Consider the following 12,984-nt stretch of genomic DNA (forward strand, 5'->3'; position numbering starts at 1 on the left):
CCGGGCAAAGCCCGTAAAGTGGCAGGGACAATTTGTCCCCTGCACCCCCCTGAAGCTACCCGTATCTTTCGGATACGGGAGATTACTAACCTTTTCGCACTTGTTGAGACAAGGTGCGTAACATCAGTTAGTCATCTTTAGCCCTTAGCGTACGATTCTCTCCGTTTTGGCATCTAATACCATCCCCAATTAACAAAACTACCTTACTATCATCCATTCAGCAATAAAGTTCCATTGCTCAAAGATCCCGTCATACCGATCCCATTTATACGGCGATACGTCTACATCATTCTGGCGTTAGTTTAACACTATCCTAAAACAGTTAACTCCCGACGCGTAGTGATATTCGAGTGCGTACCCATGCTTTTGAAGGATGGAATCGGTGATATACAGACCCAACCCAAGCCCTGTCATAGAACTCTCATAGGTGCGATTAAACGGTTTGCTAAAGTGACGGTTTTCTTCACTTAGAGGTTCTCCGACACTGCATATTTCGATAGCTTTGGACAATATAATCAAAGTCGGTTTAGTGTTGGAATATTTAAGGGCGTTATCGAGAAGATTTTTCAATGCAATCGCAAACAGTTCAAAATCGACGTTGATAATGAGGGCGGATTCTTCCCCTTTGATCGTAATATTTTTTTTGTCGCACATTAAAATATCGCAGGTATGATCGAGGATATCGACGAAGCGGTACTCTCGGGCGTTGATGTTGATCTCTCCGCTGCTAAAGCGCTCCATTTTCGAAAACTCACCCAGCAGATAATCCATACGATTAAATATCCTCTTGAGTCTCTCCTGATCCTTTGAGGGCTCAAGACAGTCGCTAGTGAGGGAACCTTTCATAATCGGTGTTTTAAGTTCATGTAAAATATTGCGTAGAAAAAGGGAGCGCGCCTCTTTCATCGACGCAATTTTTTCTAATGCATGGTTGAACTCATGGGTGATTTGAGATATTTCGTCTTTCCCCTCTATCGGCACATCCAGATGGGTATCCCCCTCTTTAAAATTGATAATAGCATTTTTGAGACGGTGCAGGGGGGTGAGTTTTTTGAGTATGAAAGCGAAAAAGAGCAAAACAAGAATATCAATAGTGATCATAACGCTCCAGACACTGATCGACGATTCTTTTTTTAAGTCTTCTAAGACGATAGGAGAAAAATCACCCATAGAAGGCGGTAAAACGTGATCGAACATCGGCGGAGGAGGGGGAAAAGGAAATCTCGGCGGCAGGTATTTCACAAAATAGACTTTACCGTTATAGCGGAGCATTTGACCGAAAGGAAATTCTGCCATATTCTTTCCGTGAGATCGGAGGAAATCGGGTGAGAGTGAAGAGGGGGTGATCATTAACTGACGTAGTTCCGCATCAAAATTTCCGCTTCTATGATGGATAAGCCGCTCCGCCAAAGCAAAACGTCTCATCCGATCCCCCTCCTGCTCTTTGGAGAAATGTTGCTCTGCCATCCAAAACAACCCGTTTATCAAGGCAAAAATGAGGAGAAAGAAGAGGGTAATTAACAGTATAATGGAGTGATTATTCATTGACAAATTTATATCCTACACCCCGTACCGAGACGATGTAATGGGGATTTTTTGGATCATCACCGATTTTTTGTCGGATACGTCCCATAATGACATCGATACTTTTGAGACTGCTCTCAAATTTAATCGAGCCGATATTCATCAGCAGCTCTTCGCGTGAAATAGCGTAGCGATCTTTTTTAATCATATATAAAACGATATCGTACTCCGCTTGTGTCAGGCGCAAGAGTGTGCCGTGGCGGCTAATCTCGTGTCTGTTTTCATCCACTTCGAAAGGGGTAAACTTTTGAGGGAGTGTGGGGTGAAGACGCCGCATAATGGCATCGATCCGAAATATAAGCTCTTGCGGATCGTAAGGTTTGGGGAGATAATCATCCGCACCGCGCGAGTATCCCATCATTTTATCCCGTATATCGGAGCGTGCGGAGGAGATGATTATAGGGATGGCACTCTCTTGGCGGATCAGGCGGCAAATCTCCATCCCGTCCATCTGAGGGAGTGAGAGATCAAGTACCAAAAGATCAAACTGCTTCGTTTGGAAAAGGGTGAGCCCCTCCAGCGGAGTGGGGGCGATGGTCACCTCAATCTCATCTTTATAGAGGCGTGATTGCAACAGCTGCGCCAGTTCAACATCATCTTCGATCATTAAAACCTGTATCATAAATCGATTATATCGGGGAGTAAGTAAATAAAAAGTAACACGCCCAAAAGGGCATGTTTGCTTAAGCACTGATGCTTAAGAGGGAGGTGGAGTTGCTGGAAGAGGCATTACTGCCATAATAAGAGAGAATTTTTTGAAGCATATCGTTGCGCATCGTTTTAAATGCGTCATCGGTTTCTGTCTCTGTCGAGGCGGTTGCGGTCGTTTCTGTAGAAGCGGTTGTACTCTCGGAAGATTTCTCTTCAAACAGTGCCATAAACTCCTCAGAACTGATCGTTCCGTCTTGATTGGTATCCAGTGCGGAGAAAATCTCAGTCGCGCTTTCACTCTCCGAGGAGGATGATTCACTCGGGGGGGGTGGAGGTGGCATTCCGCCCGGCGGTGGAGGTGGCATTCCCCCTTCACGCTCCCCCTGAGCGTGTTCAGGCGGCTTCATGTTTTTAAGTGCCGTTACAAACTCTTCAGTACTCATACTGCCGCTGCTGTCGGTATCGAGAGTAGAAAAAATATCATTTGCAGATGAACTGTCAGTAGTGCTACTGCTTGAACTGGAGGCGAGTGCTTGCGCTGCCGCACTAAATTCGGCTTTATCGATTGAACCGCTTTTATCCGTATCCAGCGAATTCAGTAGTTCCTGAGCCATCTTTTCAAAATCGGGTTTTCCTTTTTGTGAAGCAGATGAGACACCGGAGGTACTATTAGACGAATACGCACTGTAGTTAGAACTAACTGTCATGGTAAACTCCTTATCAGGTGTAGCAAGAAAATTTCTTACTCGACTGTAAGCATAAAATTGAATGGGTAACTATTGGGTAACAGTATTTTATTTAATAATGTCAAATCTTTGGGGAATAACAGCTGTCAAACGTGGAGTTAAATTCTGTGGTTTTGAGTATCGCATAGATTTTAGAGAGGGTGCTCATCGAGACCACTTCGACCATCGCCCAGATCGGGAGATCGGTAGTGCCGTATTTGTCCCTGAAATGGGAGATAAACGTTTCGCTCGAACGCCCTGTTTCCTCTCTGATAGCGAACATTACATTTTCGTAAAATTCGGATGTCGTTTTGAAATTAGTCGGATTAAGATACCCGAAAGCGCCGTAAGCCGGTCCGTGATGATAGGCGATTTATGTACGAATAGACTTCAATAGCTTTGAAAACAATTTTCGTAGTTCAACATCCGCCAATTCATTGAATCGTTTTACTCTCAACAACCCTATTACGGCCTAATTTTTTTGCCCGGTACAAAGCAGTGTCCACCCGTTGAACCAAAGAGAGTTCATTGTCGTTCTCCTCGATGGACGTTACGCCAAAACTGGCTGTTTTTGTTCCCACGTCCGAAAATGGGTGCAATGCAATCGTCAAACGCAATTTTTCGGCGAGCCGGACCGCTTCGTCACCGCTATTTTGTACGCAAATAATCATAAACTCTTCACCGCCCCAGCGCCCTAGGATATCGGTTACACGGATATTGGTTTTCAAAATTCGCGCAATTTCAACAAGGACTGCATCCCCGGAGAGATGTCCGTACACGTCATTCACCTCTTTAAAATAGTCAAGATCAATCATGATAATGCTCAAAGGTGTCCCGTACCGTTGAAAACGCGTTACCTCCCGGTGTAACGTTTTATCGAGGTAGCTCCGGTTGTACAGCTGAGTCAATTGGTCCGTAACGGAGAGCTCTTCCGCGTATTTTTTATCGGTAATGTTTTGTTGGATGCCTCGATACCCTGTTGTTATTCCGCTCTCATTCACGATGGGTTCGATATAGGTAAGGACCCAGTATACGTTTCCGTTTTTATCGATATTTTTAATTTCGCCGGACCAGCTTCGATTGGTATGAAGATGTTGCCAAAGCTCTTTATACACCGAGGAGGGGGTATCGGGATGGTGAACAACCGTATGGGTTTTCCCGATCAGCTCGTCGTGCGAATAGCCCGATATTTCGCAAAACGCTTTACTCACATAGGTCATCGTCCCCTGTAGATCGGTCGCTGAAATGATGACGTATTTATCGGTCATCATTTGCTGTTCTTCCAAATCACGGGTACGCTTAATGACCATGCTTCTTAATTTGCGGCTGATGGCGACGAGGATCACGGCGATCAGGAAGATCAATCCCAGCAACCCCAACGATAGGTAAAAATAGCGCACGTCGATTTGATGCTTCTCGTAAGGGTTCCAGATCAGTCCGTCCAGTGCCCGGTCCAAATCGCCCTTGTTGGCTTTATTCATGGCTCTGTAAATTTCGGCGATGCGATAAAAGCGTTGCGGATTGGTATATCCGACATCCACCATCGACGGCAGCATCATATCTTCACTGATTTGCGCTTCATAGCGCAAATGTTCCACGGAGCTTTGGGCATTGTATTTGCTGCGAAGAAGGGCAATGGTCTCCTCTTTATTGGCCAGCGCATAGTGCCAGCCCCGGATAGAGGCTTCCAAAAATTGTTGTGCACGCTCCGGATGTTCCGAAAGCTCTTTTTCGGTCGAAAAGAGGTTGTCTCCGTAAAAATCGATGCCGTAGTTGAGCGGATTGATAATCGTAATGGGGATATTTTTTTCTCTCATTAAAAAAGGCTGATCGCTGGAATAGGCACTCATCACATCAACTTCACGGTTCATAAATGCCCTCCCCGTAAAATCGAGAGGCGAATAGGTATAATCCGTCGCTCCCAGATTGGCTTGATCAAGCATCGCAAGCAAAGGGGCGTCATCAATCCCTTTTTGATACGAAACCTTTTTCCCCTTCAGCTCATACGGGCTTACAATACCCGAATCTTTATGGGCGATAAAGATAAGCGGGCTGTGCTGAAAAATGGAGGCCATAATCCGAACCGGTTTCCCCTCTGCACGATAGAGGAGCAATGCCGAATCGGCTACACCGTATTCGGCTTCTCCCTCAACCACCTGCACTATGTTGTTTTTTTGGGGATCGCGTTCCATGATGGTGACATCCAGCCCGGCCTCTTTGTAAAACCCTTTTTCCAATGCCATATAATAACCCGCGAACTGAAAAGAGCTGAACCATTTAAGCTTAAGTCGTATTTTTTGCATGGGGGGGCTTGCAGATACGGAAGAGAGGAGTAACACGCAAAGAAGAACGATTCGTATGGATTGATTCATAAATGCACCGGTTCTTAGATCAATCATTTTAAAAGATATAGCGATACCCAAAAAAACAACTCTTAGCTGTATTTTACTTTATCCGTAATGAGGAATGGATTAATGATAAGCGGCTATCCTAGGAATATACGGTTTTTCTGACTGTTTTTAGCCTGATAAAGCTCTATATTTGAGACGGTATAAATATCCAGCGGAGTTGTCAATACGTCACTCCCCGTGATCCCGACAGATGTCTGGATACGCTACACCTTCCCATCCTTGTAATCCAACCATTTGTAATGTCCCACCACTTCACACTAACTTCACACTCCTTTCCTATACTTCGCGCTTAACTTATACATAATCAAAGGGCTTATTTGCGTATTTCTTACTATAGCACACTGCTGCTTCTCTTGGCTTCTCCGCTATTTGGATCAGCCATGAACTTTGATGCGGCGGTTGCCCAATTTACTCAACACAATTATGATCTGCTGATTGCACGGCAGGAAGCCCAGAAATCCTATGCCAACCTGATCACCGCTAAAGAGCGTCCTAACCCGGTTTTGAATGGCTCCTACGAATTCATGAACATCAAAAACCATTTTAGCGACACCTCTACCGGATCGAATGCGCAAGCGACGATTATATTGGCCCATCCGATTGAGACAGGCGGCAAGCGGGACCGGCGGATTGATCTGGCTGTACACTCGATCACGTTTAACGATTTTATCTATGATGAGACACTCAGAGAGTCTCTAAGCAGCTTGATCGATACCTATTATGCCGTTTTAAGTTCTCAGTCCGACCTCGCCAATGCCGAGGAAAATGCCAGAGCCTACGCGCGTGTTATGGTGATTGCCAAAGTAAAACTCGATAGCGGATTCCTCTCCCAAATGGAGTATCAAAAAATCTCCCTTCAGCAAATCGACTATATCCGAGAAATTGAAAATAACCGACGCACCTTAGGCCAAGAGCGAGAAAATCTGGCTTTATTACTGGCTCTCCCTTCATCCGATATAAGCGTAACAGAACCCGTCAGTCCCATTGCTGCCATTGCCCCTTTGGATGAATTCCTGGCCAACATTGCCGAACGTCCCGACTGCAAAGCGGCCAAAGAGAACCTTGCGGTCGCTGAAGCTGCACTGAAACTTGAAAAAGCCAATGCTCTCCCCAATATAACCGTTGGTGCCGAATATGCCAGTTTCGGTCCTGATTATCAACCGCTTGCAGGGGTAAACTTCTCAGTTCCCCTTCCGGTATACGACCGAAACGAAGGGGATATCGAAAGAAGCCGTATCGGTACCCTTCAAGCCGTAAATCTATATAACAAAACCCTTCATATGGCCAGAACCGATGTCATCCAAAGCTATGAGACTGCAAAATCTCGAGAGACGCTGTATCGGATTATGGAGAAAGGGTTTATTGCCGCCAAAGAACTCAAAGAGAAGCAGGAGAAAATTTTTGCCCTCAAAGGAATTTCGATACTCGAACTCCTCGATGCCCAAAAAAGCTACCGCGACTATCAAAAAAATCTAACCCATGCAGCTATTGATCTGCATAGTGCCGCCGTCCGTCTAAAGCTCAACTCCGGCTCATCTCTTATCGATCCAAAAGGACATTAATGCGTTTTCCTCTCTTGATCTTATCCTATGCCGTTGCTTTTGTTTTGCTCACCGGCTGTAACCAAGAACAAAAAATACCTGCAGTCCAGGAAATAGCTGCTTCATCTCAGCCTGCCATTGCCACCGTTGCCCCCCAATACGGTACTTTCAGTGCTTTAATCTCCACAACAGCGTCCATTCAGCCCTCCCCGGACGGGATCGTATCCATCAGCGCCCCGGTTACCGGTACGGTCGATAAACTGCACGTTTCGATCGGAGATAAAATCTCCCAAAATGCTCCTCTGGTCACGATCCGTTCCTCAGAGGTCAGCGATGTCCAAAATGACCGTCTCTCCGCCAAAGCCAATCTTGCACAGGCAAAGCACCTGCACGATATGAATAAAGAGCTTTTCAAACTCGGTGCCGTAACCGCCAATGATCTTGCCGCGTCCCAGAGCAATCTGCAGCAAGCCGAAGCGCTTCTCAATGGTTTTTCCCAAAAGCTGAACTACTTCGGAGCGTCGTCAGGGCAAACGCTGACATTACGCGCTCCTATCAATGGTGTCGTGTATGAAATCGGAACCCATTTGGGAGAAAAAGTAGCTAACGATGCGGCCCAGCCCCTCATCAAAATAGCCAATCCTCATAAAAAAATGGTGGTGGCAGCGGTGTATGAAAAAGATATTTCGGCCTTTTTTGTAGGCAAAGAAGTCGATATAACAATTGAGAATCGTGAAGTCGGACCGATCAAAGGGACGGTGACCTATGTGAGCGATGTTCTGGATCCGGAAAATAAAACAACCCAGGTTTACATCAAGCCCTCAGTCGATTCGCCTGATCTGCGCATCAATATGTTCGCCAATATCTCGACGGGAGCTGAGCAGAAAGAGGTCTTCCGCATCCCTAAAAAATCACTCTTGTTCAAAGAAGGGAAATTCATCGTCTTTATCAAAAAGGGGGATCAATTCTCCCCTCTCAACGTCACACTGATCAGTGACGATCCGCAGGATAATTTTTCACTGGTAAAAGGGCTTCCGCAAAACAGCCAAATCGCACTTGAAGCGATCACGCTGGAGAAACAATAATATGCGACGACTTGCCAATTTTTTTATCGATAACTTTCTTGCGGTATTGTTATTTACGGCCATTACGGTTGTCGTCAGCATCGTCGTCGTACGCGATCTCAATATCGAAGCTTTTCCTGATCCGGCACCTCCGATCCTCGAAATCGTAACGACCGATGAAGGACACTCTGCCGAGGAGATCGAGAAACAGATTACCACCCCTATGGAGATTGCCCTCGCCGGTATGCCGGGGCTTGAAAACATCAATAGCGTCTCACTTTATGGCCTCTCCGATATCAAATGCAAATTCTCCTACGATGTCGCCTACAAAGATGCCCGCCAAGAAGTGTTAAACCGTCTCGCTCAGGCGGATATCCCCGCCGAAGTGACGCCTCAGATCATCCCCAATGCAATCGGCGAAATCATGCGCTATCGCGTGGTGGGCAATCGCAGCATGAGCGAACTGCGCACCTACCAAGACTGGGTGATCTCACGCTATCTTAAAACGGTCCCGAACATCGCCGATATCGGAAGCTACGGCGGGACGATCAAAGCGTACTCGGTTGTCGTCCACCCTGAGGATCTTATCAAATACAAAATCCCTCTCAGCGACGTCATCGCTTCCCTCTCCAAAAGCAACGTCAACGTCGGGGGGCGCGTACTGGAATTTGGGGACCAATACTATACGATTCGCGGGGTCGGTCTGATCAAATCAATCAGCGATATTGAAAATACCATTGTCGCTACGAAAAACGGCCGTCCGATTTATGTCAAAAATCTTGCGGATGCCTCCATCTCTACCATGCCGCGAACGGGGATTGCAGGGCTAAATCAGGCCAATGACATCGTTATGGGGGTTGTTGTATTACGCAAAAATGCCCCGAGCGTCTCCGCGATGGAAGAACTCCACACAAAAATCGATGAGCTCAATAACGGCATCCTTCCCAAAGACATCAAAGTCGTCCCGTTTTACGACCGCCAAGACCTCCTTCACACCGTTGTCGACAAACTCAAAGAGACCGCCTCCATCGGGATGATTTTGGTGTTTGTCATTATTCTCCTCTTTTTGGGAGATCTGCGGGCGGCAGTGATTGTTGCCGCCATCATCCCGATGTCGCTCCTCTATACCCTTGCCCTGATGGCCAATCAGCATGAATCGGCCAATCTCCTCTCTCTGGGAGCCATCGACTTTGGGATCATCGTCGATATCCCTCTGATCGTTATCGAAAACTATTTCCGCCTCAAACACCAGGGGCGTCAGCACATTCAGGCTATCCAGGAGACGGCAAGTGAAGTGGGCAAGCCGATTATGTTTTCCATTCTTATTATTTTTCTCGCCTTCATCCCCCTCTTCGCCATGAAAGGGGCTGAATCGCAAATTTTCCTCCCAATGGCTAAAACCTATGTATACGCCATCACTTTTGCGTTTATCCTCACTTTCAGCTTTCTGCTGGCGAGCAAATACACTTTTTTGCTCCACTCGCACGAAAAAGTACTGCCGTTTTTGGATTGGGTAAAAGCACAATACATGCTCACCATCTCTCGTATCACCAGCAAGATGGCATTGATAGCAACCGGAGTGATTATCGTTTTAACCCTCTTTATCACAACCATTCTGGGGGCGGAGTTTTTACCGAAAATGGACGAGGGAAATCTCTACATCCGTGCCATTTTCCCCTACTCCATCAGTCTCAACAAAAGCTATGAAAACTCGAAAAAAATCCGTGATATTCTGGCACAATACCCGGAAGTACAGACCATCGAATTTCAAGCCGGACGCCCCGAAGACGGGACCGATCCGACAGGACCGTTTAACAGCGAATATTTCGTAAAGCTCAAAGGCTATTCCGAGTGGCACCGCAGCATCACCAAAGAAGAGCTCGAAAATGAAGTGCGCCATGCTCTCCGCGCCGCATTCCCCAATGCCGATGTGAGCGTCTCCCAATACATCGAAGACAATCTGGCCGAAGCGATGTCGGGGGTCAAAGGGGAAAACTCCGTCAAAATTTTCGGAGATGATCTGTATGTACTCGACCGGCTCGCCAAAGAGATCGAGTCTAAAATCAAAAAAATTGACGGTGTAACCGACGTCGGCATTTTCAAAGAGACCGGACAGCCGAGCCTGATTGTCGAAGCAGACCGGGAACAAGCGGCACTGTACGGGGTGAATGTCGAGGATTTGATGGACATTGTATCCTCCTCCCTCGACGGCCGCGCGATCACCAAAATTATCGAGCAGGATAAGCGTTTTGATCTGGTCGTCCGTTTTCCCGATACCTATCGAAAGAGTATCGAAAACATCAAAGAGATCCCGATCATTTTGGATAACGGCGGCATCATCCCCCTCTCTAAAATTACCAAAATCTATTACGATACCGGAGCATCCTTCGTCTATCGCGAAAACTTCAAACGGTTTATCCCGATTAAATTTTCGGTCGCTTCGAATGATTTGGCCGGAACCGTAGCCCAGGTTCAAGCCGCTATCGATACGGTCAAGATGCCCGAAGGGTATCTGACGAATCTTTCAGGACGCTTTGAGCAGATGCAAAGCGCCTTCGGACGGCTGAAAATCATGACCCCTTCGGCAATGTTTTTAATCACATTGGTCTTATTCATCTATTTTGGATCGATAAAAAATACCGTCATCATTCTAAGTGCAGCCCTGTTTTCGGTATTCGGAGGGCTCTCTTTCTTGCTCCTTTTGGGACAGTCGTTAAGCGTATCGGCATCGGTCGGTTTTATCTCGATTTTGGGGGTCAGCATTCTCAATGCCTCCATCCTCGTCATTCACTACATGCAGCTGTACCGGGATGGAATGGATACCGATGAAGCCATCGCACAAACCGCTTCGGATAAATTCAGAGCCATCCTAATGACCGGGCTCACCGCATCGATCGGACTGCTTCCGGCCATGCTCTCTACCGGAGTCGGAAGCCAGGTTCAAAAACCTCTTGCCATCGTTGTCGTAGGGGGGATGCTCATCGGAACCTTCATCTTGCTATTGCTCATGCCGCCTCTTTTGCGGTTTGTCAAACATAAGCAATACTAGCCCGTCTTTGTACGAGATAAGATAAGGTTAGCGTGAAGCGGATTCCCACGTAATCGTAAATGCAGTCCCTTTGGCAATCTCGGAATCTACCGCTATGGCAAAACGGTATTCCTGACATATCATCTGAATCAGATTCAAGCCGATTCCGAATCCGCCGTTGGCCTCGTCAAAACGGGTATAGCGATTGAAAATTTCATCGAGTTTATCACCCGATATGCCGATACCGGTGTCGCTGATCCGCAGAAATTTGGCCGTAAGAGAAATATCTATCGCTCCGGAGGGTTTATTGTATTTGATTGCATTGGAGAGGAGATTGTCGATAATCCGGATCATTTTATCGCGATCCATTATAAGGGTGCTCGGCTCAAGATGGGCATGAACGGTAATTCTCTTAGCATCCGCGAGGGGACGAAAATATTCAAGCCGCTCTTCGACCAAAAGCGGCATATCGATCGCTATATTATGATTTTGATTTTGCTCGTACATCATCAGAAAAGTAAGATCATTGTAGAGGTTGGAGATGGTTCGTGAAGCCACATGGATACGATTAATCTGCTTCAGCTGTTTGGCATCCAGATGCTCTTTATTCAGCTGTTCAATGCTCATGGTTATGACGGAAAGAGGGGTGTTGAGTTCATGGGTCGTATCGCGGATAAAACGGTCCAGCTTCGCAATCGTATCCCGCAAAGGATGCAAAAAAAGTTTGGAGAGGGCATAAATCACAATCGATAAAAATACAATGGAAAAAAGGAGAAAGAGATAAATACTCTTACGGGTCTGCTCCAATTCAGTCTCGATGGTTCTGGCCCGAATCACAATATAGTGAATTTCTTTTAAATGTTCTAATTCAACCGTATCGATATAAAAAAAGTGATTTTGATACTCGAAGAAATCGGTCCCGAGGGGGATCACAAGATTCGGAGCAGAGGTATAGAGTATCTCGTGGTTCTTGGTCAGGAACCCGATATCAAATCGGGGATCTTTGCTCAGATGGGATTTAAGTTCGGTCAGATTTTTGCTTGAATAGATATGATGCAGCAGATTCCCGGAGTAATACATCATGGAGTTATGGCGCGCTTCCAAAAAAATGTTTTTTTGGTAGTAGTAATACATCGTTGAGATGATTAAAAGAAATATCGTATTGAGAACGACAAATAAAGAGACAAAGCGGATCAGGGATTTGCGTTCAGGTCCGTGCAATGGAGTACCCTTGTCCCCGAATATTTAGAATCGTCTCTTTGCCGAGGTGTTTGCGTAAATTCTTGATGTGAGTGCGGAGGCTCTCTTCGGTAGCCTCTTCATGAAAATCCCATGCCGATTCGATAAGGATTTGGGTACTGATGATTTCGTTGGGATGGGACAGCAGCATTTTGAGAATTTTTGCCTCTTTGCGGGCGAGCGGTATCTCAATCCCCTCATGGATGAGACGACCTTGCTTGAAATCAAACAAAAGATCCTCTGTGATCACGATCGGTTCATACAGATTGAGTCCGGGTGAGCGCTTAATAAGTGCTTTGATCCGCAGTTCCAGCTCTTTAAGCTCGAACGGTTTTTTGAGGTAATCGTCACAACCGGCATCATACGCGGCAGAGAGGTCTTCGATACTTCCCAGTGATGTCATAAAAATGGCGGGAGCCTGCTTATTGTCTTCTCTAAGGGTTCGAAGGACATCAAATCCATTGGTGTAAGGAACTTTAACATCGAATAAAAAAAGATCAAACGATTTTTCGTATCCCGCGTCCAAGGCTGCCTCTCCGTCATACACACACGTCACTTCGCACCCTTGTTCGCTCAAGAATTCATCAATGATATCCGAGAGGGTCGGATCATCTTCAAGGAGCAAAATCCGTACTGCGTATGAAGCTTTATTTTTTGGCATTTACCGCCTTTTTAATTTTAGATTCAATTATAAACCATTTATCTTAACGCCGGATACACTATCTTTTGTTTAATTTTTTT

The 12,984-nt window shown here is 46.1% G+C and carries 10 protein-coding genes; 3 read left to right on the forward strand and 7 right to left on the reverse strand.

The features are described 5' to 3' along the window. Nucleotides 1-297: 297 nt before the first annotated feature. The 5 genes from M0P91_RS01365 to M0P91_RS01385 all read right to left on the reverse strand — a co-directional run bounded on the left by M0P91_RS01365 (nucleotide 298) and on the right by M0P91_RS01385 (nucleotide 5,359). Nucleotides 298-1,545, reverse strand: a complete 1,248-nt coding sequence (locus tag M0P91_RS01365; RefSeq protein WP_295063420.1) for an ArsS family sensor histidine kinase — start codon at nucleotides 1,543-1,545, stop codon at nucleotides 298-300. Beyond that, a complete protein-coding gene (locus M0P91_RS01370; RefSeq protein WP_295063423.1) occupies nucleotides 1,538-2,206 on the reverse strand; it encodes a response regulator transcription factor in 669 nt (222 codons plus the stop codon). The genes M0P91_RS01365 and M0P91_RS01370 overlap by 8 nt, the downstream gene beginning before the upstream one ends. 61 nt (nucleotides 2,207-2,267) lie before the next feature. Next, on the reverse strand, nucleotides 2,268-2,942 hold the full coding sequence (locus M0P91_RS01375) for an EF-hand domain-containing protein (RefSeq protein ID WP_295063426.1): 675 nt from the start codon (nucleotides 2,940-2,942) through the stop codon (nucleotides 2,268-2,270). Between the two features lie 100 nt (nucleotides 2,943-3,042). Next, on the reverse strand, nucleotides 3,043-3,333 hold the full coding sequence (locus tag M0P91_RS01380; RefSeq protein WP_295063973.1) for an Abi family protein: 291 nt from the start codon (nucleotides 3,331-3,333) through the stop codon (nucleotides 3,043-3,045). Nucleotides 3,334-3,394: 61 nt separating this feature from the next. Then, the gene (locus tag M0P91_RS01385) at nucleotides 3,395-5,359 is read right to left on the reverse strand and encodes a diguanylate cyclase (protein ID WP_295063429.1); all 1,965 of its coding nucleotides are present in this window, start codon (nucleotides 5,357-5,359) and stop codon (nucleotides 3,395-3,397) included. Nucleotides 5,360-5,751: 392 nt separating this feature from the next. On the opposite strand from M0P91_RS01385, the gene M0P91_RS01390 reads away from it, so the two are divergent. The 3 genes from M0P91_RS01390 to M0P91_RS01400 are packed head-to-tail and all read left to right on the forward strand — an operon-like array spanning nucleotide 5,752 to nucleotide 11,025. Then, nucleotides 5,752-6,933 (forward strand): TolC family protein, encoded by a 1,182-nt coding sequence (locus M0P91_RS01390; protein WP_295063432.1) that lies wholly within the window; start codon nucleotides 5,752-5,754, stop codon nucleotides 6,931-6,933. Continuing rightward, on the forward strand, nucleotides 6,933-7,997 hold the full coding sequence (locus M0P91_RS01395) for an efflux RND transporter periplasmic adaptor subunit (protein WP_295063435.1): 1,065 nt from the start codon (nucleotides 6,933-6,935) through the stop codon (nucleotides 7,995-7,997). Before M0P91_RS01390 ends, M0P91_RS01395 begins: the two co-directional genes overlap by 1 nt. 1 nt (nucleotide 7,998) lies before the next feature. Continuing rightward, nucleotides 7,999-11,025 carry a CusA/CzcA family heavy metal efflux RND transporter gene (locus M0P91_RS01400; RefSeq protein WP_295063438.1) on the forward strand — a complete coding sequence of 1,009 codons (3,027 nt, stop codon included), beginning with the start codon at nucleotides 7,999-8,001 and terminating at the stop codon, nucleotides 11,023-11,025. Nucleotides 11,026-11,052: 27 nt separating this feature from the next. Here the strand turns inward: M0P91_RS01400 and M0P91_RS01405 are convergent, their stop codons facing one another. Continuing rightward, nucleotides 11,053-12,225, reverse strand: a complete 1,173-nt coding sequence (locus M0P91_RS01405) for a HAMP domain-containing sensor histidine kinase (RefSeq protein ID WP_295063440.1) — start codon at nucleotides 12,223-12,225, stop codon at nucleotides 11,053-11,055. After that, nucleotides 12,212-12,904 (reverse strand): response regulator transcription factor, encoded by a 693-nt coding sequence (locus M0P91_RS01410; RefSeq protein WP_295063442.1) that lies wholly within the window; start codon nucleotides 12,902-12,904, stop codon nucleotides 12,212-12,214. The genes M0P91_RS01405 and M0P91_RS01410 overlap by 14 nt, the downstream gene beginning before the upstream one ends. Nucleotides 12,905-12,984: the final 80 nt, after the last annotated feature.

Origin of the sequence: Sulfuricurvum sp. (assembly GCF_023229695.1) — a bacterium.
Taxonomy (GTDB): Bacteria; Campylobacterota; Campylobacteria; order Campylobacterales; family Sulfurimonadaceae; genus Sulfuricurvum.

Coding starts and splice junctions, on each gene's coding strand:
- M0P91_RS01390 (WP_295063432.1), top strand. CDS start 5,752: ATGAACTTTGATGCGGCGGTTGCCCAATTTACTCAACACAATTATGAT.
- M0P91_RS01410 (WP_295063442.1), bottom strand. CDS start 12,904: ATGCCAAAAAATAAAGCTTCATACGCAGTACGGATTTTGCTCCTTGAA.
- M0P91_RS01400 (WP_295063438.1), top strand. CDS start 7,999: ATGCGACGACTTGCCAATTTTTTTATCGATAACTTTCTTGCGGTATTG.
- M0P91_RS01365 (WP_295063420.1), bottom strand. CDS start 1,545: ATGAATAATCACTCCATTATACTGTTAATTACCCTCTTCTTTCTCCTC.
- M0P91_RS01370 (WP_295063423.1), bottom strand. CDS start 2,206: ATGATACAGGTTTTAATGATCGAAGATGATGTTGAACTGGCGCAGCTG.
- M0P91_RS01375 (WP_295063426.1), bottom strand. CDS start 2,942: ATGACAGTTAGTTCTAACTACAGTGCGTATTCGTCTAATAGTACCTCC.
- M0P91_RS01385 (WP_295063429.1), bottom strand. CDS start 5,359: ATGATTGATCTAAGAACCGGTGCATTTATGAATCAATCCATACGAATC.
- M0P91_RS01395 (WP_295063435.1), top strand. CDS start 6,933: ATGCGTTTTCCTCTCTTGATCTTATCCTATGCCGTTGCTTTTGTTTTG.